Annotated in this window: 24 protein-coding genes; 12 read left to right on the top strand and 12 right to left on the bottom strand. The window is 65.6% G+C overall.

Annotation, left to right across the window (positions count from 1 at the left end; all coding sequences use genetic code 11):
• Positions 1-59 precede the first annotated feature (59 nt).
• Positions 60-803: an anti-sigma factor gene (locus TQ98_RS11370; RefSeq protein WP_044872947.1), complete on the bottom strand. Its 744-nt coding sequence runs from the start codon at positions 801-803 to the stop codon at positions 60-62.
• Complete coding sequence (locus tag TQ98_RS11365) at positions 800-1,309, bottom strand: sigma-70 family RNA polymerase sigma factor (RefSeq protein WP_044872946.1); 510 nt, start codon at positions 1,307-1,309, stop codon at positions 800-802. Before TQ98_RS11365 ends, TQ98_RS11370 begins: the two co-directional genes overlap by 4 nt.
• A 141-nt stretch (positions 1,310-1,450) precedes the next feature.
• Here TQ98_RS11365 and TQ98_RS11360 point away from each other — a divergent pair, with 141 nt between their 5' ends.
• The 3 genes from TQ98_RS11360 to TQ98_RS11350 are packed head-to-tail and all read left to right on the top strand — an operon-like array spanning position 1,451 to position 3,369.
• Entirely contained in the window at positions 1,451-2,509 is a 1,059-nt protein-coding gene (locus tag TQ98_RS11360; RefSeq protein WP_044872945.1) for a catalase family peroxidase, read from the top strand.
• Positions 2,506-3,066: a cytochrome b/b6 domain-containing protein gene (locus tag TQ98_RS11355; protein ID WP_044872944.1), complete on the top strand. Its 561-nt coding sequence runs from the start codon at positions 2,506-2,508 to the stop codon at positions 3,064-3,066. Before TQ98_RS11360 ends, TQ98_RS11355 begins: the two co-directional genes overlap by 4 nt.
• Before the next feature lie 45 nt (positions 3,067-3,111).
• Positions 3,112-3,369: a DUF2790 domain-containing protein gene (locus tag TQ98_RS11350; protein ID WP_044872943.1), complete on the top strand. Its 258-nt coding sequence runs from the start codon at positions 3,112-3,114 to the stop codon at positions 3,367-3,369.
• Positions 3,370-3,508: 139 nt separating this feature from the next.
• Here TQ98_RS11350 and TQ98_RS11345 read toward each other — a convergent pair whose 3' ends face one another.
• Positions 3,509-4,489, bottom strand: coding sequence for a magnesium transporter CorA family protein (locus tag TQ98_RS11345; RefSeq protein ID WP_044872942.1), 981 nt, complete (start codon positions 4,487-4,489; stop codon positions 3,509-3,511).
• A gap of 130 nt (positions 4,490-4,619) precedes the next feature.
• Between TQ98_RS11345 and TQ98_RS11340 the strand changes: the two genes are divergently transcribed.
• Together TQ98_RS11340 and TQ98_RS11335 are read left to right on the top strand one after the other, a co-directional pair.
• A complete protein-coding gene (locus TQ98_RS11340) occupies positions 4,620-5,720 on the top strand; it encodes a 2OG-Fe(II) oxygenase (protein ID WP_044872941.1) in 1,101 nt (366 codons plus the stop codon).
• A gap of 55 nt (positions 5,721-5,775) precedes the next feature.
• Entirely contained in the window at positions 5,776-6,105 is a 330-nt protein-coding gene (locus TQ98_RS11335; RefSeq protein WP_044872940.1) for a DUF5629 family protein, read from the top strand.
• A gap of 54 nt (positions 6,106-6,159) precedes the next feature.
• On the opposite strand, the gene TQ98_RS11330 is transcribed toward TQ98_RS11335, so the two are convergent.
• On the bottom strand, positions 6,160-6,750 hold the full coding sequence (locus tag TQ98_RS11330; protein ID WP_082073241.1) for an XRE family transcriptional regulator: 591 nt from the start codon (positions 6,748-6,750) through the stop codon (positions 6,160-6,162).
• Between the two features lie 59 nt (positions 6,751-6,809).
• Between TQ98_RS11330 and rhtA the strand changes: the two genes are divergently transcribed.
• Both rhtA and epsC read left to right on the top strand, forming a co-directional pair.
• A complete protein-coding gene (gene rhtA, locus TQ98_RS11325) occupies positions 6,810-7,703 on the top strand; it encodes a threonine/homoserine exporter RhtA (RefSeq protein WP_044872938.1) in 894 nt (297 codons plus the stop codon).
• Positions 7,704-7,794: 91 nt separating this feature from the next.
• Positions 7,795-8,736 (top strand): serine O-acetyltransferase EpsC, encoded by a 942-nt coding sequence (gene epsC, locus TQ98_RS11320; RefSeq protein ID WP_044872937.1) that lies wholly within the window; start codon positions 7,795-7,797, stop codon positions 8,734-8,736.
• A gap of 157 nt (positions 8,737-8,893) precedes the next feature.
• Here the strand turns inward: epsC and TQ98_RS11315 are convergent, their stop codons facing one another.
• Entirely contained in the window at positions 8,894-10,024 is a 1,131-nt protein-coding gene (locus TQ98_RS11315; RefSeq protein ID WP_044872936.1) for a M14-type cytosolic carboxypeptidase, read from the bottom strand.
• A gap of 106 nt (positions 10,025-10,130) precedes the next feature.
• The gene (locus tag TQ98_RS11310) at positions 10,131-10,790 is read right to left on the bottom strand and encodes a DUF480 domain-containing protein (protein ID WP_044872935.1); all 660 of its coding nucleotides are present in this window, start codon (positions 10,788-10,790) and stop codon (positions 10,131-10,133) included.
• Positions 10,791-11,167: 377 nt separating this feature from the next.
• On the opposite strand from TQ98_RS11310, the gene TQ98_RS11305 reads away from it, so the two are divergent.
• Complete coding sequence (locus TQ98_RS11305) at positions 11,168-11,515, top strand: hypothetical protein (RefSeq protein ID WP_044872934.1); 348 nt, start codon at positions 11,168-11,170, stop codon at positions 11,513-11,515.
• 246 nt (positions 11,516-11,761) lie between these two features.
• Here the strand turns inward: TQ98_RS11305 and TQ98_RS11300 are convergent, their stop codons facing one another.
• Together TQ98_RS11300 and TQ98_RS11295 are read right to left on the bottom strand one after the other, a co-directional pair.
• Positions 11,762-12,052 (bottom strand): hypothetical protein, encoded by a 291-nt coding sequence (locus TQ98_RS11300; protein ID WP_044872933.1) that lies wholly within the window; start codon positions 12,050-12,052, stop codon positions 11,762-11,764.
• 85 nt (positions 12,053-12,137) lie between these two features.
• Positions 12,138-12,461, bottom strand: coding sequence for a hypothetical protein (locus TQ98_RS11295; protein ID WP_146036005.1), 324 nt, complete (start codon positions 12,459-12,461; stop codon positions 12,138-12,140).
• A gap of 187 nt (positions 12,462-12,648) precedes the next feature.
• Here TQ98_RS11295 and TQ98_RS11290 point away from each other — a divergent pair, with 187 nt between their 5' ends.
• Positions 12,649-12,879: a DUF2789 domain-containing protein gene (locus TQ98_RS11290; RefSeq protein ID WP_044872931.1), complete on the top strand. Its 231-nt coding sequence runs from the start codon at positions 12,649-12,651 to the stop codon at positions 12,877-12,879.
• Positions 12,880-13,119: 240 nt separating this feature from the next.
• Positions 13,120-13,314 carry a type III secretion system co-regulatory protein PtrC gene (ptrC, locus tag TQ98_RS11285; protein WP_044872930.1) on the top strand — a complete coding sequence of 65 codons (195 nt, stop codon included), beginning with the start codon at positions 13,120-13,122 and terminating at the stop codon, positions 13,312-13,314.
• A 1-nt stretch (position 13,315) separates the two neighbouring features.
• Here ptrC and TQ98_RS11280 read toward each other — a convergent pair whose 3' ends face one another.
• The 4 genes from TQ98_RS11280 to TQ98_RS11265 form a co-directional block, all read right to left on the bottom strand.
• The gene (locus TQ98_RS11280; protein WP_044872929.1) at positions 13,316-15,556 is read right to left on the bottom strand and encodes a xanthine dehydrogenase family protein molybdopterin-binding subunit; all 2,241 of its coding nucleotides are present in this window, start codon (positions 15,554-15,556) and stop codon (positions 13,316-13,318) included.
• An 11-nt stretch (positions 15,557-15,567) separates the two neighbouring features.
• The gene (locus tag TQ98_RS11275) at positions 15,568-16,026 is read right to left on the bottom strand and encodes a (2Fe-2S)-binding protein (protein WP_044872928.1); all 459 of its coding nucleotides are present in this window, start codon (positions 16,024-16,026) and stop codon (positions 15,568-15,570) included.
• 99 nt (positions 16,027-16,125) lie between these two features.
• On the bottom strand, positions 16,126-17,055 hold the full coding sequence (locus TQ98_RS11270) for an AraC family transcriptional regulator (protein ID WP_082073240.1): 930 nt from the start codon (positions 17,053-17,055) through the stop codon (positions 16,126-16,128).
• A 197-nt stretch (positions 17,056-17,252) separates the two neighbouring features.
• Positions 17,253-18,275, bottom strand: coding sequence for a zinc-dependent alcohol dehydrogenase family protein (locus TQ98_RS11265; RefSeq protein ID WP_044872927.1), 1,023 nt, complete (start codon positions 18,273-18,275; stop codon positions 17,253-17,255).
• Positions 18,276-18,437: 162 nt separating this feature from the next.
• On the opposite strand from TQ98_RS11265, the gene TQ98_RS11260 reads away from it, so the two are divergent.
• Complete coding sequence (locus TQ98_RS11260) at positions 18,438-19,355, top strand: LysR substrate-binding domain-containing protein (RefSeq protein WP_044872926.1); 918 nt, start codon at positions 18,438-18,440, stop codon at positions 19,353-19,355.
• Positions 19,356-19,633: 278 nt separating this feature from the next.
• The gene (mexE, locus tag TQ98_RS11255; protein WP_044872925.1) at positions 19,634-20,875 is read left to right on the top strand and encodes a multidrug efflux RND transporter periplasmic adaptor subunit MexE; all 1,242 of its coding nucleotides are present in this window, start codon (positions 19,634-19,636) and stop codon (positions 20,873-20,875) included.
• Positions 20,876-20,885: the final 10 nt, after the last annotated feature.

Raw genomic sequence — 20,885 nt, 5'->3', positions numbered from 1 at the left:
ACCCTACCGCATCGGCTCCCCTCACGGAGTGCGTCCTGCGGCAAAAGAGCCCGGCGGACTCAGAACGAAAGCGCTTTCCCCAGCACCTCCCCACGCGGGTCACCGTCCTGGCTGACCAGCGCGTAGTTATAGCCATCCCTCGACCAGTACCTGGCCTCCAGCCCGCCGTCGCGACGCTGGCCCTTCTTCATGCTTGGATAGAGCGTGCTCGGCGCCCGCAGGTAGAGACTGACCCGCTGCCCCTGGCCGTCCTCGAACACCAGCAGCGCGGCGGCCCCCTGTTCGGTGACCAGCCAACGGCCGCCCACCGGGGTGAAGCCGTAGGGGGTGAGATCGGGAATCCGTGCCGCGTGGCTGAAGCGCTGATCCAGCCAGGCCTGCAATTCACCCGACCGGTGCACCTGGATGTCCACGGTCGGGCTGGCGGCGAACAGACGGTGGGCCTGCAGGGCGTCCTGCATGGGCGGGTTGGCGGCCAGCAGGCTCATGTCCCGTGCCTGCCAGCCACCCAGCCCACCGGCGCCCAGGGCCAGCAGGAAGGACGCCGCCAGGGCGAAGCGCCGTTGCTTGCGCACGCGCAGGGAGGCGCGAATCGCTACCGGGTCGAGGCGCGGGTTGGGGGCCTGGCGCGGGAGGGCCAGGGCTGCGCGCAGCTGCTGGGCGTCCTTTCGCCAACCCTCCACCTGAGCCGCGACCTCGGGGTTGGCCGCCAGGTAGGCCTCCACCGCTTGACGCCGGTCAGCATCGAGCTGGCCGTCGAGGTAGGCGTGCAGGTCGTCTTCGCTGGGATGGAATCTGTTCATTTGAGTACCCGGAGCTGAGGGTTGGGCATCTCGCCTTCGGCCAGTTCGCGCAGCGCCTTGCGGGCGCGGGACAGCCTGGACATCACGGTGCCGATGGGAATCCCGAGGGTTTCGGCGGCCTCCTTGTAGCTGAGCCCCTCCACACTCACCAGCAGCAGAAGCGCGCGCTGCTCCGCCGGCAATTGGCCGAACGCTTCCAGTGTGGACTGGTTGACCACCAGTTCTTCGGTGGATGGCGCCTCCTCGCTACGCCCACCGCTGAAGAACTCCAGCAGCCGCGCATGGCGGCGAGCCCGGCGCTGCCCGTCGAGGAACTGCCGATAGAGGATGGCGAACAGCCAGGCGCGGAGGTTGCCGTCACCCTTGCTGCCCCATCTGGAAAGCGCCCGCTCCAGGGTGGCCTGGACCAGGTCATCGGCACTGGAGGCATTGCGCGTCAGCCACAGCGCAAAGCGCCGCAGCCGCTGCAACATCTCCCGCAGTTCCGCGTCATCGATCATGTTCATAGCCCGTTCTTGCGTCACTCTCGCCAAACATGCGACAGGAAGACGCGCGGCGAGGAAATTTATTCCCGGCCTGGGAATAAAGCCCCGGGAGCCTGCGTCTCACCGGCTCATGGACAGGGCAACAATGCCCGGGAGTATCGCATGAGCAAGGTACCACCCAAGGGATTCGACCTGGCGTCACGGCTGGCCCTCATTGGCCTCGCCGTCGGCGGACTGGCGGCAGGATTCGGCTATGCCGCCGGCTGGTTCGATGGCGACCGCCTCACCCCGCAACGCATCCTCGACGCCTTCGAGGCCAACGCCGGGAAGTTCCCCGGCTATCGCAAGAACCACGCAAAAGGCATCTGCATCACCGGCTATTTCGAGAGCAACGGCCAGGCCAAGCGCCTGTCCCGCGCCAGCGTCTTTGCGCCCGGCCTGGTGCCGGTGGTCGGGCGTCTGGCCATCGGCGGCAGCAACCCCCACGCCCCGGACGCCGGCGTGCCCGTCCGGAGCATGGCGCTGTTGTTCCAGCTGCCCGGCGGCGAACAGTGGCGCACGGCGATGAACACCCCGCCCGTGCTGCCGGTCAGTACGCCCGAGGCTTTCTACGAGCAGATCCTGGCTTCACGCCCGGACCCCGCAACCGGCAAGCCCGACCCGGCAAAGATGCAGGCCTTTTTCGCCGCTCACCCGGAAAGCGCAGCCTTCCGCCAATGGGCCCAGGGGGCCAAACCCAGCAACAGCTTCGCCAATGTCGCCTACCACAGCATCAACGCTTTTCGTCTGGTGAATGATGCCGGCGACACCCAGTACGTGCGCTGGTCAGTGCAGCCGGAGTCCCCCTTCGAGCCGCTGGGCGAGGCCGGGCAGGACCCGGACTTTCTCCGCCATGACCTGCAACAGCGCCTGGTCAAAGCACCGCTGCGCTGGCACCTCGTGCTGACCCTGGCCGAGCCCGGCGACCCCACCAACGACGCCTCCCGCCCCTGGCCCGCCGACCGCCGCCAGCTGGACGTCGGCACCCTCGTGGTGGAAAGCGCCGTGCCCCAGAACCAGGGCGCCTGCCGCGACATCAACTTCGACCCGCTGGTGCTGCCGGACGGCATCCAGGCGTCCGACGACCCGATCCTCGCCGCCCGTTCGGCCACCTATGCGCTGTCCTTCAATCGCCGCACGCGCGAAGGTGCGCCCAGCCCGGAACAAGGAGCCCAGCCATGAACACTCCGACGCATTTCACCCCGTTGTTGCGGGTACTCCACTGGCTGATGGCGATCCTGCTGCTGGCCATGCTCTTCATCGGCGTCAGCATGGTGGGCGACCTGTCCCCGCGCCATGACGCCCTGGTGGCGCTGCACAAACCCCTCGGCCTGATCCTGCTGGTACTGGCCCTCGTTCGGCTGGCGGTGCGCATGGCCTGGACCACGCCGCCGCTGCCCAGCGACATGCCCAACTGGCAGCAACATGCCGCCAGGCTGTCCCACGTGCTGCTGTACGCGCTGATGATCGCCCAGCCCCTGGTGGGGTGGAGCATGCAGGCCGCCGGCGGTTACCCGCTGGTCCTTCACGATTCGCTGGTACTGCCGCCCATCGCCCCGCCGGACGCACGGCTCTATGCCGTGCTGCGCCTGGCCCACACTGTACTGGCGTACCTGCTGTTCATCGGCATCCTGGCGCACCTGGCGGCGGCCCTCTATCACGCACTCATCCGCAGGGATGGCGTGCTGTCGAGCATGACCGCCGGCAATGGCGCTTCTCCGGAGCCTGATGGTCGTTAGGCGCGGGGTCTCCCGCCACTTCCCTCTCCAGTTGGAGAACGCACCATGAAAAGCCTCGTCATCGCCCTGAGTCTCAGCCTCGCCTCCACCGTCGCCATCGCCGCGGGCACCGAGCAGTCCTCGCCTCCGGTCACGCAGTACGAGTACGGCGTCCACCTGGACATCGCCCGGATCGTGGAAATGACCGATCTCTCTACGTATTGCGGAGTGGGCCCGGCGCGGATGACTTATGAGGACAGCCAGATGCAGCTTCAGACCATCGAGTACCTGGCGTGGGGAACCGGGTGCAAGAACGAGTACTGAGAAGCCGTAGGTTGGGCTGAGCGCGACGAGGCCCAACAGCGCATCGTTGGGCTTCGCGGGCTCAGCGCCAACCTACGAAACCCGGGCCCTCGTCGGCGGTCCGTAGCAGGTACCCTGCTGGGCGCGCGCAAGCGCTGAATCAGAGCCAGCCTTTCCACTTGAACCAGGCGAAGGGCAGGATCGCCGACACCACCATCAGCCCCAGCGCCACCGGGTAGCCGAAGGCCCAGTCCAGTTCCGGCATGGCGCGGAAGTTCATGCCGTACACCGTGCCCACCAGGGTCAGCGGCAGGAACAGCACGGCGGCAATGGAGAAGACCTTGATGATGCCGTTCTGCTCGATGTCGATCAGTCCCAGGGTGGCGCTGAGCAGGAAGGCGATTTCGTCGAACATCTTTGCCACGTAGTCCACCAGCGAACGGATGTCCCGCTCGATGGAGCGCGAGCGATCCAGTCCCGATTCGCTCAGCCAGAGACTCGCCCACTGCATGGAGTAGTCCAGCACCCGCGCCATGCTGATCAGGCTTTCCCGCAGTTTCACCAGCCCCGAGTTATGCCGCCCCAGGCGCTTGACCACCTGTTGCAGGTCGGTGCGATTGCGCTGGGGCGCGGCGCCGCGCTCGTCGCTGAACACCTCGCCGGACATCTCGTCCAGCTCCCGCTGCATCAGCTCCAGCAAGTCGGCGATATGGTCCACCACACTGCCGCACAGAGAGAGGAAAATCTGCTCGCTGGAGGCATGGGTTTCCGGCTCGCGGAGGAACTTGTCCTGCAGGTATTCGTAGAACGACAGATTGGCGTAGCGCACCGTCACCAGGTGATCGGGCGCCACCACGAACATCACATCGCTGGACACCGGCCGCTTGGCGCGCAGACCGCTTACCAGGGTGGCGTTCATGTAGAGGGTGCCGGTGTGCTGGTAGAGGCGGGAGGTTTCCTCGATCTCGACGATGGCCTCGCGGCCGGGAATTTCCACCCCCAGGGCCTGGCCGATGAAGGCGGCTTCCTCCGGCTCAGGGTCCATCAGGTCGATCCACAGGGTGCCAGGGGGAATGGCCATGCCGGGCTGGCCGGCGGTGGCGTGCAGGACGCCGCCGTCCTGCGCGTAGTAGTGGATCATCCAGCGTTGCTCCTTGGGCGTCTGGGAATGAGTAAAGCACCGGGAGGGCTCTGCGAAGACGCCGGCAACTCCGGCTGAGGCACGCAGCGGGCATTTGGTCTAGCTTGAGTTCAGGCCAATGGAGGCAACCATGACCCAGCGCAGTTCACCCGTGGAGCCGGGCGAAGCGGTGCCCTGGTTCACCAGCAGCACCCCCAGCCGAGAACGCTTCACCTTCGACACCGTCGCCGGGCGTTACATCGCCCTGAGCTTCCTCGGCTCCGCTACGGACCCGACCGCGGCGCGGGTGCTGACCGATCTGCTCGCCCGTCGCGAGCGGTTCGACGACGTCCGGGCCAGCTTCTTCGGTGTCAGCGTCGACCCCCGTGACCGTGAGCAGCAGCGGATCCGCGACATGCTGCCAGGCATCCGCTTCTTCTGGGACTTCGACCGGGCCATCTGCAACCTCTACGGGGTGCATCAGCCGAGCGGCGCGATTCGCCAGATGACCTACCTGCTGGACCCGCGCTTGCGGGTGATCACCGTGTTGCCGATCCAGACCGGCGGCGAAGGCCATGTGGACGCCCTGCTCGCCCTGCTCCAGGCCCAGGAGCCGATCCCGCCTGCCGTTCCGGCCCGTGCCCAGGCGCCGGTCCTGGTGGTGCCGCGCATCTTCGAGCCGACCCTGTGCCAGTCCCTGATCGACTACTACGACCGCCACGGCGGAACCGACTCGGGATACATGATCGAGCAGGACGGCAAGACCGTCGAAGTGGTCAAGCACGACCACAAGCGCCGCCGCGACTGCGCCCTGGAGGACGAGGCGCTGATCCGCAGCTGCATGCATCGCATCACCGCGCGCCTGGTGCCGGAGATTCACAAGGCCTTCCAGTTCAACGTCACGCGCATGGAACGCTATCTGGTGGCCTGCTACGACGCCGAGGAACGCGGCCACTTCCGCCCGCACCGCGACAACACCACCAAGGGCACCGCCCATCGTCGGTTTGCCGTGTCCCTGTTCCTCAACAGCGGCGAATACGAAGGCGGCCAGCTGCGCTTCCCGGAATTCGGCCAGAGCCTGTACAGCGCGCCCAAGGGCGGCGCGGTGGTGTTTTCCTGCTCGCTGCTGCACGAGGCCACAGCTGTTACCGCAGGGCGCCGCTACATGTTCCTGCCCTTCCTTTACGACGAGGAGGGCCGACGCATACGCGAGGAGAACCAGCAGTTCCTGGAAAGCCCGGACGAGCAATGACGGGCGCCCTGGCTTATCATCCCGCGCCCGTTACCCCATTGATGGATGCACGCCCATGACTCACCCGACCCTGCTGGACGCCCTGCTGTCCGCCGACATGCTGGAAATCGACGACCTCCACGCCTGGGAATTCGACCTGGACGAAGCCCTGCTGGACGCCCTCGAAGCCGGCCAGCCGGGCCAGCCTGACGCCCAACTGCTGCGGGTGGAATGCATGGACGGCCGCACCCGCCGCGAATGGCGCTTCACCCAGGCCGCCGTTCAGGCCGCGACCTTCGACGCCGAGAGCGGTTGCTGGAAGCTGGCCGGCGCCGACGGCGAACACGCCCTGCGCTGCATGGACGCCTTCGGCGGCGATGCCGAGGATGAAGACGAGCAGGAGTAGAACGACGTCGCCGACGGTCGAGACAGGTACAGACGTCGCGCCTCGAAGCAGAATTCAGGTCAGCACATTGCGGATAAAACGCACCAGGCCCTCGCCCTCGTTGGCGTAGGTGTAGGGCTGGTCGCTGCCGAAGACCAGGAAATCACCCGCCGCCACCCGTTGCCGCTCCTCGCCACGCAGGACGCTCAGGCTGCCTTCGATCACGTAGATCATCTCCCGCCAGCCTTCCTTGTCCGGCTCGGCGGTGTAGCGTTCGCCCGGTTCCAGGGACCAGCTCCAGAGTTCCACTTCATGGCGGGCCGAGGCGCTGGCCAACAAGGTGGCGCGACTGCCCTCCCCGGCGCCGACCCAGGCCAGGACGTTGATCCGCGAACGGTCGGGGCGATCCGGCTGCTGCACCAGGTCGGGAAAGAGCACACCGAGGGCCGCGGCGATACGGTCCAGGGTGGCCAGGCTGACGTTCACGTCGCCACCCTCGATGCCCACCAGCATTCGCCGGCTTACACCGGCCGCGCTGGCCAGGGCTTCCTGGCTGAGGCCCGCCGCGCGGCGCAGGCGGCGGACATTTTCGGAGACGTGTTCCAGCACATTGGGACGGTCATCGGATTTGGGCAACATATTGCTCACACCCTGGCTTTTGCGCATTATGTTGCACATAACCATCGCAACATGCCAGCCCTGTTGAACCTGCCGGATCAGCCCAAATGCCTTCCCTGAAGAGTCGCCTTGCTTCGACCCTGTTGCCCGTCGCCGTACTCATGGTGGCCATGGCGTCCATCCAGAGCGGCGCGTCCCTCGCCAAGAGCCTGTTCCCGGAAGTCGGCGCCCAGGGCACCACCACCCTGCGCCTGATCTTTGCCGCCATCATGCTCACCCTGATCCTGCGCCCCTGGCGCACGCGGATCAGCGCCGGATCGCTGTGGCCGCTGGTCATGTACGGCCTGGCACTGGGCGGCATGAACCTGCTGTTCTACATGTCCCTGCGCAGCATCCCGCTGGGCATCGCCGTCGCCCTGGAATTCACCGGCCCGCTGGCGGTGGCGCTGTTCGCCTCGCGGCGGCCCATCGACTTCCTCTGGATCGGCCTGGCCTCCCTGGGCCTCTGGCTTCTGCTGCCCCTGGGCAAGAGCGAAGGCCATCTGGACCTGACCGGCATGGCCTACGCCCTGGGCGCGGGCGTCTGCTGGGCGGCTTATATCCTCTACGGCCAGCGTGCCGGCAACGACCACGGCATGCAGGGCGCGGCCCTGGGTGTGCTGATTGCGGCCCTGTTCGTTGCCCCGATCGGCATCGCCCACGCGGGCAGCGACCTGCTGCGGACGGAACTGCTGCCCGTGGCCCTGAGCGTGGCCCTGCTCTCCACGGCGATTCCCTATACCCTGGAGATGATCGCCCTGACACGCTTGCCGGCGCAGACCTTCGGCACACTGATGAGCATCGAGCCGGCCTTCGGCGCGCTCTCCGGGCTGATCTTCCTGGGCGAGCATCTGTCCTTGCTCCAGTGGCTCGCCATCTGCTGCATCATCCTCGCCTCGGTGGGCTGCACCGCCACCGCGACGCCCAACCAGCCGGCCAAGCCCCTCGTACCCGCCGACTGATCGCAGCGGATTCCGGTGAATCACCTCTTGCAGAAATCAGGTGATTCTCCTCAGGCTATAGCGTTCCGGACCGCGCATTACAGGTACCCCCATGAACAGACTTCCCTACGTCGCCACCGGCTGCCAGCCGGTCAATTGGCAACTCGACCAGATCGTCAGTGAGTTGCGCAGCGCCCGCGCCCAGTGGCGCAGCCAGCACGACCGGCTGCAAGACCGCGGCGGCCGCGAACTGCCTTCCCGCGTCACGGTCGGGCACATCATCGAGGCCCTGTCCGGCGCCCTCTTCCCCATGCGCCTCGGCCCGGCCGACCTGCGTGAGGAAAGCGAGGACTTCTACGTGGGCCATACCCTGGACCTGGCCCTCAACGCCCTGGCCGGCGAAGTGCGCCGGGAGCTCTCCCATGCCGCACGCCAGAACGGCGTCAGCGCCGATGACATCGCCTGCCAGGCCATCGAAATCGTCAAGGGATTCGCCGCCACCCTGCCGAAGCTGCGTCTGCTGCTGGATACTGACGTGCTGGCCGCCTACCAGGGCGACCCGGCGGCCCGCAGCGTCGACGAAGTGCTGATCTGCTATCCGGGCGTCCACGCGGTGATCCACCACCGTCTCGCCCACTACTTCTATCAAGCGGGCCTGCCGCTGCTGGCGCGGATGATCGCCGAGATCGCCCACTCCGCCACCGGCATCGACATCCACCCCGGCGCCCAGATCGGCAAGAGCTTCTTCATCGACCACGGTACCGGTGTCGTCATCGGCGAAACCGCCATCATCGGCGAGCGTGTGCGCATCTATCAGGCGGTAACCCTTGGCGCCAAGCGCTTCCCCGCCGACGAGGAAGGCAACCTGCAGAAGGGCCAACCGCGCCACCCGATCGTGGAAGACGACGTGGTGATCTACGCCGGCGCGACCATCCTCGGCCGCATCACCATCGGCAAAGGCTCCACCATTGGCGGCAACGTCTGGCTGACCCGCAACGTGCCGGCGGGCAGCAACATCACCCAGGCGAATCTGCAGAACGAATCCGGGGTGTAATACGGAAACAAAAAGCCGGCCCCTGATGGGCCGGCTTTTTTGTGCCTGTGACTCGGCTTCGTAGGGTGGAAATCGCTTTTCATTTCCACCATCCGCCGTCCAGGCCAGCTACGAACGGTGAAACCGGCCCATTTGTGGAGCCGGTTCCCCTCTGCCCTCAGCGCAGCTTGTCCACCATCGCCGCGATCACCGTGAGCACATCCTTGCCCAGTCGCTTGGAGCGCTCGCCGTTCCAGGCCGTGCGCGGGTGCGGGTTGTCGTCGTGGTCCTTGAACGGCATCTCGATGGTGAAGGACAGGCAGTCGAACGCCATGCCCACGGCGTTGCAGGCCAGGGTGGTGTTGGCCTTGCCCGGCTCGTCGCGGGCGTAGCCGAACGCCGTCTGGAACTCTGCCCCCATGTCCACCAGGCGCTGGCGAAACTCGGTTTCCAGGGCCTCCAGGCGCGGCGTGTAGCCGGGGTTGCCTTCGCAGCCCGCGGTGAAGACGTGGGGAATCTCCTCGTCGCCATGGATATCGAGGAAGAGGTCCACGCCCACCTTGCGCATCTGCTGCTGGACGAAGAACACCTCCGGCGTCTCGGTATCGTCAGCCGACTGCCAGGCACGGTTGAGGTCCTTGCCCGCGGCGTTGGTGCGCAGGTGCCCGCGGAAGGCGCCGTCCGGGTTCATGTTCAGCACCAGGTAGAGGTCGGCCTTGCTGAGCAGCGCGTCCATCTCGGCGTCGCCCTCTTTGGACAGGCGCTCGATCACCCCTTCCATGTACCACTCGGCCATGTGCTCGCCGGGGTGCTGCTGGGCGATGATCCAGACCTTGCGCTGGGCGGCGGGGTTGCGGCTGACGCGCAGCAGCGGGATTTCGCGGCCCTCGACGCTCTTGCCGACGGCAATCACCTCGGCGCCGGCCTTGTCCAGGGCCTCGCTGAGCAGCCAGTCGTGGCGGGCGCGGCTGTACGGTTCAAAGTAGGCGAACCAGATCTGCTCGTGGGTGGGCTCCAGGGCGAAGTGCAGGCCCTTGTCGTCGAAGCTGCTGGGCACGCGGAACCAGTTGACCTGGTCGTAGGAGGCGGCGGCGTTGTAGCCGGTCCAGGCGTGGCTGTAGGCGGACTGCCCTGCGTTGGTCAGGCTGAAGCCGTAACGCTGGCCGGGGGTCAGGCCCTCGACCTTGAAATGGAACCACTGGAAGTGGTGGCTTTTCAGGTCCGGGCGGATGGCCAACTGCACCTGTTGCGGGTTGCTGGCGTCAATCACTTCGATATTGCCGCTGTCGAAGTCCGAGCTGATCTTCATGGATACCTCAGGGCGGTGTTTCACGGTCGGAAAAGGATCGCAGGTCGCGTCGTGTGGGGAAATCGTCGGGGCGACATCGACGGACAGCCGGCGCGCCCCGTGGGGTTCATTCGCCCCGATCTTCCAGCCGGGCCAGGCGGGCCTCCAGGTCGGCGACCCGGGCTTCCAGTTCTTCGATGCGGGCCTCGGCGGCGGCGCGGGACTCGCCGCGTTCCGGCTGACTGGCACGCGCTTCCAGCAGGGCCTCGAGGTCGGCCGGCTCGCCCATCAAGTGCATGTAGCGATCTTCACGCTGGCCGCCCTGGCGCGGCATCAGCACCGCCAGGCCACGACCGATCAGGCGCTCCAGCTGGTGGCGGACATCCTCGGTGTCGTCGAAGTCGGACATGCGGTTGCTGCGGGTCAGCAGCTCGCCCAGGGTCTGCGGGCCACGCAACAGGAGCAGGCCGATCAGGATCAGTTGCGGCTGCACCACCTCCAGCACCTTGTCCGTGCGCTGCTCCCAGCGGTCGGCGCGGCTGCCCATCACGAGCTTCACCAGCCCGCGTGCCTCCAGGTTGCGCAGTGCCTGGCCGGCCTGGCCGGGGGTGACATTCATCACCGGCTCACGACTGGTCTTCTGGTTGCAGGCCAGCACCAGGGCATTGAGGGTCAGCGGGTAGGCCTCGGGGGTGGTGGCCTGCTTCTCGATCAGGCTGCCGAGGAGCCGGGCTTCGATGGCATTGAGGGGCGCGTCGGCGAACTGGGCATGGATCTCGGTGGACATAGCACTATCCGTCTGCTGAAAAGTGCCAATAGCCTAGTCCCCGCCGGCTAGCGAGAAAAGCACTGCATCAGGAAGTCAGCGTGGTGGCGGTCTTCTCCCCGGACGTTTTTGCTCGAACGCTGGACGGGGCATCGATGGAGATCCTCTATCACGCTTACTGATCGAGTTAATCGATTTTTTTAGGCCTGACAGAAGGCTGTTCGATCTCACAAAAAATCCACAAAAAACTTATCTAATACGTTGTTTTTACAAGGAATAATCTAACTATCATATGCATCAATGGTAACCATCACGCAGGATCACTTCTTCATCGAAATCACATCCGTAACATGGGCCCCGTAGACGAATTTCACCCCCCTTCACCGAGGAGCCCGAAAATGAAAAAGCAAATCCTTGCCAGCCTGTTCTTCGCCAGCCTGTCCGCCTCTGCGTTTGCGCTCACTGTCGCTGAGGGCGGCTCCGACCACACCAACCTCTACCGTGTCGCTGAAAGTGGTGCCGAACGCTCCGAGTCCCTGCGCGTTGCCGAAGGCGGCTCCGATCGCACCCAGAGCGTCCGCGTAGCTGAAAGTGGTTCCGATCGCACCGGTTCCTTCCGCGTAGCCGAAGGCGGCTCCGACCGCACCCAGGGCTTCGACGTGGCTGAAAACGGTTCCGAGCGCACCAATGCCTTCCGCGTAGCCGAAGGTGGCGCTGACCGCAGCGGTGCCAACCGCATCAGCTGATCCCGGAGCCGTTCAGAGGCAGGCAATCACGATGTATGCATTCCCTCGAAAGGCAGAAGGCGCCACTTGTGGCGCCTTCAGTCTTTTTGGGAGACAGGAAAGCTGCTTTTCCTGTAGGGGCGATTTCAATCGCCAAGCGGACCGCAGGTCCGCCCTTCGGCCTCGACAGGGGCAGCTGCGCCGCCCTTGGCGAATGAATTCGCCCCTACAAAAAGGACTGCTGCAATGAATTCAGCAGACCGTCCCCTACTTCACCATGCTCAGGCGCTTGTCGGTGAACACGCAGATCACCCCCGCCTCGTTGTACATCACCTGATGATTGAAGTCGCAGTACGCCGCCGCCACGCTCAGGGGCAGTGCCTGGTTGATCGCTTTACCCGCCTTGAACCAGGACATCTGACCGGGCTTGCACAGCTTGGCCTCGGCATCGGTGCTGTAGGTGCAGAGCACCGCCTGATCGACGGATTCCTCTTTCATGCAGCCGACCAGTGGCAGGGCGGCGAGACCGAGCAGCGCGAGTTTCTTCAAAGGCGACATGGATAGCTCCGTAGTAGGACGATCCGCCGAATATGCGGACCCGGGGCCTTTGATCCATGGCCCCACGCCGGGTTCCGCGGTCGGATCAGGAATAGCCGGTATAGAGCAGCAGCCCCCAGGACATCAGGAAGATTGCCGCCAGCCCGACCAGGTAGTAACCGCCCGCCAGCAACAACGTTATGGCCAGTGGGCGGGGTGAATCGTGGATCAAAGGCAACGCCGACAGCGCCGGGACCAGGTACATGCCAAAGGTGCTCAGACTCGAATTGAACAGCCAGTGGATCTGGAAGAACTCATGGAGGAATTCGGCCAGGAAAATGAACAGCACGGGGGACCATATCGGAGCTAGCAGCAGTGCTGCCTCCACCGGGTCCCACAGTGATCGTTTCTGCTCGCTCTGGATGCTCATGTCGCCCCCTGTGCAGGTGGCCCGGGGTTTGGCAGCCGCTCTTTTTTTGTGAGGCTAGCCAAGCTGGCCAAGGGCGCAACCCCGCACCGGCTGTAGCCGACATGCTGCCGCTGGGCGGCCCTGGCCGGTACAGCGTCTATAGTCGATGGAAGTCTTTTTTGTTCCACGCCCACACGGAGGCCCCCAAATGGACACCAGCCATCACTCCCTGAGCGCCCTCTTCGACCAGCTCGGCCTGCCCTCGAGCAAAGGCGAGATAGAGCGCTTCGCCGCCAACCATCGGCTGGCGCTGGGCCAGGCACTGCCCGACGCGCCCTTCTGGAACAAGGCCCAATCCGCTTTCCTGCGGGATGCCCTGCTGGACGATTCCGACTGGGCCGAGGAAGCCGACGAACTGGCGGTCATGCTGAGCAAGTGACACCGCTCCCGCGCTCCCGGCAGACGCGCCCTGCTGGGAGCGCCTTCATTCGCGAAGGCGGTCACGCCCTCGGCGGCGCCATGCGGCCAGGGTGAAATTCAGTTATCGGAAGAGACGCAGAAAGGTCGCAACCATTGACGGGAATGATGTCCACCATCACCCCCTTTCAATTCCGCGCTGGACTGCCCGGCGGCACTATCACTCCATCGGCCCTGTGGCCAACGGAACGAGACCACCGCCATGTCCGCCCACCCCCGTATCAGTGAAAGCCTGTACCAGGTCACCCACGTGACCCTGGACGAACTTCGCCTGCACTTCGAAACCGAAGTGGCGGTCAGCCTTGAGGACGGCAGCCTGGCCGTGCGCTCGGCCCCCACTCCGGTCGCCGAGCGCAAGGCCCTGCGCGAGCTGATCTGCGCCGCACGCGCGGCCTGATTCAGGCCTGCTGCACCTGCCGTGGCAACGGCAGTTTGTAGATCCGCTGTCCCACTGCCGCATACAGGGCATTGGCCACCGCCGGCGCGATGGGCGGTACGCCCGGCTCACCGACACCGGTGGGCGCGACTTCGGACGGCACGATATGTACCTCCACCACCGGCATCTCGTTGATCCGCAGCACCTGGAAGTCGTGGAAGTTGGACTGCTCCACCGCCCCGTCCTTCAGGGTGATGGCCCCGTGCAGGGCCGCTGCCAGGCCGTAGCCGATACCACCTTCCATCTGGGCGCGAATCACGTCCGGGTTGATGGCCAGGCCGCAATCCACCGCACAAACCACCCGATCCACCTTGAAGCTGCCGTCCGCCTTCACCGTCACCTCCGCCACCTGGGCGACGAAGGAGCCGAAGGACTCGTGCACGGCAATCCCGCGCCCGCGTTTCTCACCCTCGGCGCCCGCTTTCAACGGCTGCGTCCAACCCGCCTTCTGCGCTGCCAGCTCCAGCGCGCCACGGTGGCGAGGGTGCTTGGCGAGCAGATCACGGCGGTACTCGTAGGGGTCCTTGCCGGCCGTCGTGGCAGCCTGGTCGATCAGGGTCTCCACGGCGTATGCGGTGTGGGTGTGCCCCACGGAACGCCACCACTGGACCGGTACGCCGATGCCTTCTGGCGTATGCAACTCCACCTGCCGGTTGGGCACCTCATAGGACAGGTTGGCCGCGCCTTCCACCGACGTGTGGTCGATGCCTTCCTTCACCAGCGCCCCTTCGAAAGCCGTCCCCTTGAGGATCGACTGGCCCACCAGCCGCTGGTGCCAGCCCTGTAGCTTGCCCTCGTTGTCCAGGGCCAGGCGCGCGCGGTGCAGGTAGAGCGGCCGGAAGAAGCCGGCATGCATGTCATCCTCGCGGGTCCAGACCAGCTTCACCGGCACGTCTTGCCCCTTGGCATGTGCCGCCTTGGCAATGGCCACCGCTTCCAGCAGGTAGTCCGAATGCGGATTGGCCCGGCGACCGAAGCTGCCGCCCGCGTAGAGTTGGTTAAGGCTGACCTTCTCCACCGGAATGCCCAGGTACTTGGCGATGGCCAACTGATCCACGGTCTGCAACTGTTCGCCGTTCCACACCTCGCACTGACCGGCGGACAGTTTCACCAGGCAGTTCATCGGTTCCATGGCCGCATGGGCCAGGTAGGGGAACTCGTAATCGGCCTCGATCAGCTTGGCAGGCTGGGCCATGGCGGCGGCGATATCGCCCTGTTTGTCGGCGATCAGGCCTTCCTTGCCGGCCGCCTCCCGGTAGCGGGCGAAAATTTCCTCACTGCCAAGCTTGAACGCCTTGCTCTCGTCCCATTCCACCACCAGGGCATCACGGCCCTGGCGCGCGGCCCAGGTGTTCTTCGCCAGCACCGCCACCCCGGCGCGGCCGTGGGGGGTGTCCTTGAACTCCACCACTTCCACCACGCCCGGCACCGCCTTGGCCTTGCTCGCATCCACCGACTTCGGCACGCCGCCAAAGCGCGGGGGATACGCCACCACGGCCACCAGCATGCCGGGCAGCTTCATATCCTGGGTGAAGGTGGCGCTGCCGTCCGTCTTGTCGGCGCTGTCCTTGCGGGACAGGCGCTCCTGGCCGATCAGGGTGAAATCCTTCGGCGACTTGAGTGTCACCTCGGCAGGGACGGGCTGACGACCTGCGGCCTCGGCCAACTCGCCAAATCCGGCCTTGTGCCCTGACGCGGCATGGCTGACCACGCCCTTGCTCACGGTGATTTCCGCGGCCGGCACCTTCCATTGCTCGGCGGCGGCGGCCACCAGCATGGCGCGAGCGGTAGCCCCGGCCTTGCGCAGCTGTTCAAAGGAATTGGCGATGGCAGTACTGCCCCCGGTGCCCTGGATAGTGCCGAAGGCCAGGTTGTTGTAGAGCCCGGCATTGGCCGGGGCGCCCTCGACCTTGACCTGGCTCCAGTCGGCATCCAGTTCCTCGGCCAGCAAGGTGGCCAGGCCCGTGTAGGTGCCCTGCCCCATTTCCACGTGCTTGGCCAGGATGGTCACGCTGCCGTCGCTGGCGATGCGCACAAAGGCGTTGGGCATGAAGGACTCGCTGGCAGCCAGCGCCTCCCCGCCGCGCATCAGCGGCGCAAAGAACATGCCCAGGGCAAGCCCGCCACTGCCTTTGAGGAAAATGCGCCGGCTGACATTGAGGATGCTGCCGCCGGCCCGGGTATCAGATTCGAATGTGCCCATGGCAAACCTCCTCAGGCCAGGTTGCTGGCGGCTTCGTGGATGGCGGCGCGTATCCGCACATAGGTGGCGCAGCGGCAGATGTTGCCGCTCATGGCCGCGTCGATGTCGGCATCGCTGGGCTTGGGATTGCCCCGCAGCAGCGCCGTGGCCGACATGATCTGCCCGGACTGGCAGTAGCCGCACTGCACCACGTCCAGCTTGCGCCAGGCGGTCTGCACCGCTTCGCCCACCTTGTCCTGGCCCACGGCTTCGATGGTGGTGACCTTCTTGCCCACCACCGCCGACACCGGGGTAATGCAGGAGCGGGTCGCCTGGCCGTCGATATGCACGGTGCAGACGCCGCACAGGGCCATGCCGCAGCCGTACTTGGTTCCCGTGAGATTGGCGACGTCCCGCAGCGCCCACAACAGGGGCATGTCCGCAGGCACGTCGAGTTCGTGGTCCTTACCGTTCAGGTTGAGGGTAATCATCAGGCTCACCACCTCTGGCTGGATGGTTCAGGGAAGCCGGCCGGACATTCCGTGCCGGCAAGTCATTGAAGACTAGCCCGTCAGATACGGGCGCAGGTCTCAGGCCGACTGACGCAACCGCGCGATGTCCCGCAGCGGCGGAGCACCGAACAGCCGGCTGTATTCGCGGCTGAATTGCGACGGGCTCTCGTAGCCCACCCGGCCGCCGGCACTGGTGGCATCCAGGGCCTCCACCAACATCAGCCGGCGCGCTTCCTGCAAGCGCAGCTGCTTCTGGAACTGCAGCGGGCTCATGGCCGTCATGGCCTTGAAATGGTGGTGCAGGGCCGAGGTGCTCATGTTCACCTCGTTGGCCAGCCGCTCGATCTGCAGCGGCTGGTGGAAATTCTGCCGCAGCCAGTTCACCGCCCGGCTGATGCGGTGACCCTGGGTGCCGCTGCTGGCGATCTGGCGCAACTGGGCGCACTGCTCGCCGCGCAGCAGGCGATAGAGGATTTCGCGGCGCACCAGCGGCGCCAGTGCGGGGATGTCTTCGGGGGTCTCCAACAGCCGCACCAGACGCAGCACGGCGTCCTGCAGGGATTCGCCCAGGCCACTCACAGCCAGGCAGCGCGGACAGGACTGGAGCGCCGGCGCGGGAAGCGACAGTTCCATCAGCAGCGCGCTGATTTCCTTGGGATCGAGGGTCAGGCGCAGGCTGAGGTAGGGCACTTCGGGACTGGCTTCGATGACCTGGCCGATCACCGGCAGGTCCACGGAGACCACCAGGTAATGGGAGGGGCCGTAGACAAAGGTTTCCTCGCCCAGCATCACTTTCTTGCGACCTTGCACGGTCAGGCCAAGTGCAGGCTCGTAGAGGCAGTGAATCGGCTCGCTGGGCTGGGTGGTGCGGTACAGGATGAGGCCCGGAACAGCCGTCTCTTGCAGGCCATCCTGGCGAGTGAATCGTTCAATGAGCTGCACCAGCTCCTGCTGCTGGCGCGCGGCGGTGGTGGACTCCTGCGCGGCAAGGAAAGCGTGTGCATTCATGGTTTGGTCCCTCGAAGTCGATGGGCCAACTCTACCCACGGCTTGCTGGCTAGTCTCGCCCTTTGGCGACGGTTAGGAGGATCAGGCAATAATCCAGCAGGATTCGGCTATCAGCCCGGCCGCCTCGCGCGGCACACTGCCTCCCATTCCAGAACAAGACAGATTCGGGGCGGACCCAGTGGCCCGCCCCGCCTTCCTCAGTCGGCGACCTTCATCACCACCCGGCCACCCGCCGGGCAGGTTTCCATGTGACGGTTGGCCTCGACGAAGTCCTCGAACGCGAAGACGCGATCAATCGGCGGCTTCAGCAGATGATCACGGGTCAGCTGGTTGATATGGTCCAGCGCCCGCTTGACTGAAGCCTCATTGGCCTCGATGCCCAGCTCCGGAGAACCGGTGAAGTCGAGTACGCAATGGCGATAGAACTGCAAATGTTTCTTGAACGCGGCGCAGGCCGGGAACGCGGTGTCGTTACCACCGTTGCAGCCGTAGACCACCAGCTTGCCGCGCTGCGCGGCGACGTCGCCCAGGAGCTTCATCTGCTGGCCGGCACACTGGTCCAGGACCACTTCAACGCCCTTGCCCTGGGTGAAGCGCTCCACCTCCAGGACGAGGTCCTGCTCTTCGGTGACGATGATCTTGTCGGCCCCCAGCGCCTTGAGGAAGGCACGACTCTCGGGATAGCTGGTCGACGCGACAACCTGGGCACCCAGAGCCTTGGCCATCTGCACGGTCTGCGGCGCCAGGCAATGGCCAGCCTCGGTGACCAGCACATGCTGGCCGGGCTTCAGGCCACCCAGGTCCATCAGGGCGAAGTAGGCCATCAGCAGCGGCGTGTAGTGAACGCTGGCCTCCTCCGGCGTCAGGACGTCGGGATAGGCCACCAGACCATTGCGCGGCATCAGCACCAGATCACCCCAGGCCGGATGGTGGCTGGGGGTGCCGGCCGGGAAGCTGGCCACGGGCGTGCCCGGAGCCAGGTCATCTACGCCTTCGCCCACGGCTTCCACGATGCCAGCCAGCTCGGAGCCGAGGCCGGAAGGTAGTTGGGCCGGTTGCTCGGCCGCCAGGTTCTGCCGCCAGAGCACGTCCCTCCAGCCCACACCCAAAGCCTGGGTGCGCACCAGGACTTCGCCCGGGCCCGGAACAGGGGTCGGCAGTTCGTCCAGTTTCAGGACCTCTGGGCCCCCGAACTGGTGAAAACGGATCATGCGGGACATCACATACCTCGCCTGTGACTCATCTATAGGCACGGACTCTATCCGGGCTTTTTCCACAAAACCACCCGCGGCCATTGATAGTTGTCATAAACGTCGCTGATACGAGCCTTGACGTTCGGACACGGGAACTGCACCTTTCACACATTATTTACGGATGATTCCATGAACCGGAACGACCTGCGAAGAGTTGACCTCAACCTTCTAATCGTGTTCGAGACGCTCATGCATGAGCGCAGCGTGACGCGGGCGGCAGAAAAGCTGTTCCTCGGCCAACCGGCCATCAGCGCGGCGCTGGCCCGTCTGCGGACCCTGTTCGACGACCCGCTGTTCGTCCGCACCGGCCGCAGCATGGAGCCCTCGGCCCGGGCCATGGAAATCTTCGCCCTGCTGTCCCCGGCCCTGGACTCCATCTCCACCGCCGTCAGCCGCGCCGCCGACTTCGACCCGGCCACCAGTAATGCCGTGTTCCGCGTCGGCTTGTCCGACGACGTGGAATTCGCCCTGCTCCCCGCCCTGCTCCGCCGCCTGCGCGCCGAGGCCCCTGGTGTGGTGCTGGTGGTGCGCCGCACCAACTATCTATTGATGCCCAACCTGCTGGCTTCCGGCGAGATCTCCGTGGGCGTCAGCTACACCGACGAACTGCCGGCCAACGCCAAGCGCAAGACCCTGCGCCGCTCAAAGCCCAAGTTGCTGCGCGCCGACACGGTGCCCGGCGCGCTGAGCCTGGACGACTACTGCGAGCGGCCCCACGCCCTGGTGTCCTTCGCCGGCGACCTGAACGGTTTCGTCGACGACGAGTTGGCCAAGGTCGGCCGCAAGCGCCGGGTGGTGCTGGCGGTGCCTCAATTCAATGGCCTCGCCACCCTGCTGGCCGGCACCGACCTGGTGTCCATGGTGCCGGACTACACCGCCGCCGCCCTGACCGCCGCTGGCGGCCTGCGCGCCGAAGACCCGCCGCTCCCTACCCAGCCTTTCGAACTCTCCATGGCCTGGCGCGGCGCCCAGGACAACGACCCCGCCGAGCGCTGGCTGCGCTCGCGCATCCAGATGTATTGCGGCGATCCGGATAGCCTGGAATAACCGCTCCCGCATGAACGCTTTTTTGTAGAGGCGAATTCATTCGCCAAGGGCTGCGCAGCAGCCCCCTGAAGCCCAGATAGGCAGACCTTCGGCCTGCTTGGCGAATGAATTCGCCCCTACAACATCACGCCCCCATCACCCGAAACATCAGCAATTCCACAACTCCGATCAAATCAATCACTTCCAGTGATAGTCATCTTCAGGCCGTTCGATTCGTCTGTCACAACCGCTGAAAGCAGACTCCGCCCAATCAAAAAACCAAATGGCGGAGCTGTCCCATGGAAGCATTTCACAAGAATCTCTGGCGTTATCCCCTCACCCTTGCGGCGGCGGTAGTGCTGGTGGCCTGCGGCAAGGCACCGGAAGCCGGCCTGAACCATGCGGCCCCCAAGGTCAGCGTCGCCGAGGTGATCGAGCAGCCCCTCAACGAGTGGGATGAGTTCACCGGTCGTCTGGAAGCCCCCGAGTCCGTCGAAGTCCGTCCGCGCGTCTCCGGCTACATCGACCACGTGGCCTTCGATGAAGGCAGCCTGGTGAAGAAGGGTGACCTGCTGTTCCAGATCGACCCGCGCCCCTTCGAGGCCGAGGTCAAGCGCCTGGAAGCCCAGCTGCAGCAGGCACGCGCCAACCAGAACCGCGCGGCCAATGAGGCCCGTCGCGGCGAGCGCCTGCGCCAGACCAACGCCATTTCCGCCGAACTGGCCGACGCCCGCACCACTGCCGCTGTCGAAGCCCAGGCCGCCGTCGCCGCCACACAGGCCGAGCTGGACAACGCCAAACTGAACCTCAGCTTCACCCGCGTCACCTCCCCCATCAACGGCCGCGTCAGCCGTGCCGAGATCACCGAAGGCAACCTGGTCAACGCCGGCCAGTCGCTGCTGACATCCGTGGTCTCCACCGACAAGGTCTACGCCTACTTTGACGCTGACGAGCGCGCCTTCCTGAAATACGTGGAACTGGCCCGCAAGTCCGGCTCCGACACCCGCGCCGCCAGCCCCGTGTACATGGGCCTGTCCAGCGAAACCGGCAACCCCCACCTGGGCCAGCTGGACTTCCTCGACAACCAGGTCAACCCGCGCACCGGCACCATCCGTGGCCGCGCCGTGTTCGACAACGCGGACGGCCAGTTCACCCCCGGCCTCTACGCCCGCATCAAGCTGGTGGGCAGCGAGACCTACCCGGCCGCGCTGATCAAGGACGAGGCCATCGGCACCGACCTCGGCAAGAAATTCGTCCTGGTCCTGGGTGACGACAACAAGGTGAGCTACCGCGCCATCGAGCTGGGGCCGAAGCTGGAAGGCCTGCGCATCGTCCGCCATGGCCTGGCCAAGGGCGAGAAGATCGTCGTCAACGGCCTGCAGCGCGCGATGCCCGGCGCGCCGGTGGAACCGCAAGCGGTTCCGATGGCCGACGAATCCACCCTCGACCAGTTGGCGCGCCTGCGCCAGTCCGTGGAAGAGCGCGAGTCCCCGCGTGTGGCCGAGCGCAACGCCAAAACGTCAGTCGGCCCGCGCGGCTGAGGTAGCACGC

It is taken from the genome of Pseudomonas sp. LFM046, from assembly GCF_000949385.2.
Lineage (GTDB): Bacteria > Pseudomonadota > Gammaproteobacteria > Pseudomonadales > Pseudomonadaceae > Metapseudomonas.
The sequence above is the reverse complement of the archived record's forward strand: the minus strand, read 5'-3'. Positions and strand labels throughout refer to the sequence as shown.

Coding starts and splice junctions, on each gene's coding strand:
- TQ98_RS11315 (WP_044872936.1), bottom strand. CDS start 10,024: ATGAAGATCAGCTCGGACTTCGACAGCGGCAATATCGAAGTGATTGAC.
- TQ98_RS11260 (WP_044872926.1), top strand. CDS start 18,438: ATGAACCGGAACGACCTGCGAAGAGTTGACCTCAACCTTCTAATCGTG.
- TQ98_RS11270 (WP_082073240.1), bottom strand. CDS start 17,055: ATGAATGCACACGCTTTCCTTGCCGCGCAGGAGTCCACCACCGCCGCG.
- ptrC (WP_044872930.1), top strand. CDS start 13,120: ATGTCCGCCCACCCCCGTATCAGTGAAAGCCTGTACCAGGTCACCCAC.
- TQ98_RS11335 (WP_044872940.1), top strand. CDS start 5,776: ATGACTCACCCGACCCTGCTGGACGCCCTGCTGTCCGCCGACATGCTG.
- TQ98_RS11310 (WP_044872935.1), bottom strand. CDS start 10,790: ATGTCCACCGAGATCCATGCCCAGTTCGCCGACGCGCCCCTCAATGCC.
- TQ98_RS11370 (WP_044872947.1), bottom strand. CDS start 803: ATGAACAGATTCCATCCCAGCGAAGACGACCTGCACGCCTACCTCGAC.
- TQ98_RS11330 (WP_082073241.1), bottom strand. CDS start 6,750: ATGCGCAAAAGCCAGGGTGTGAGCAATATGTTGCCCAAATCCGATGAC.
- TQ98_RS11290 (WP_044872931.1), top strand. CDS start 12,649: ATGGACACCAGCCATCACTCCCTGAGCGCCCTCTTCGACCAGCTCGGC.
- TQ98_RS11295 (WP_146036005.1), bottom strand. CDS start 12,461: ATGAGCATCCAGAGCGAGCAGAAACGATCACTGTGGGACCCGGTGGAG.
- TQ98_RS11275 (WP_044872928.1), bottom strand. CDS start 16,026: ATGATTACCCTCAACCTGAACGGTAAGGACCACGAACTCGACGTGCCT.
- TQ98_RS11340 (WP_044872941.1), top strand. CDS start 4,620: ATGACCCAGCGCAGTTCACCCGTGGAGCCGGGCGAAGCGGTGCCCTGG.
- TQ98_RS11365 (WP_044872946.1), bottom strand. CDS start 1,309: ATGAACATGATCGATGACGCGGAACTGCGGGAGATGTTGCAGCGGCTG.
- TQ98_RS11300 (WP_044872933.1), bottom strand. CDS start 12,052: ATGTCGCCTTTGAAGAAACTCGCGCTGCTCGGTCTCGCCGCCCTGCCA.
- TQ98_RS11265 (WP_044872927.1), bottom strand. CDS start 18,275: ATGTCCCGCATGATCCGTTTTCACCAGTTCGGGGGCCCAGAGGTCCTG.
- TQ98_RS11360 (WP_044872945.1), top strand. CDS start 1,451: ATGAGCAAGGTACCACCCAAGGGATTCGACCTGGCGTCACGGCTGGCC.
- TQ98_RS11345 (WP_044872942.1), bottom strand. CDS start 4,489: ATGATCCACTACTACGCGCAGGACGGCGGCGTCCTGCACGCCACCGCC.
- epsC (WP_044872937.1), top strand. CDS start 7,795: ATGAACAGACTTCCCTACGTCGCCACCGGCTGCCAGCCGGTCAATTGG.
- TQ98_RS11305 (WP_044872934.1), top strand. CDS start 11,168: ATGAAAAAGCAAATCCTTGCCAGCCTGTTCTTCGCCAGCCTGTCCGCC.
- TQ98_RS11280 (WP_044872929.1), bottom strand. CDS start 15,556: ATGGGCACATTCGAATCTGATACCCGGGCCGGCGGCAGCATCCTCAAT.
- TQ98_RS11350 (WP_044872943.1), top strand. CDS start 3,112: ATGAAAAGCCTCGTCATCGCCCTGAGTCTCAGCCTCGCCTCCACCGTC.
- TQ98_RS11355 (WP_044872944.1), top strand. CDS start 2,506: ATGAACACTCCGACGCATTTCACCCCGTTGTTGCGGGTACTCCACTGG.
- mexE (WP_044872925.1), top strand. CDS start 19,634: ATGGAAGCATTTCACAAGAATCTCTGGCGTTATCCCCTCACCCTTGCG.
- rhtA (WP_044872938.1), top strand. CDS start 6,810: ATGCCTTCCCTGAAGAGTCGCCTTGCTTCGACCCTGTTGCCCGTCGCC.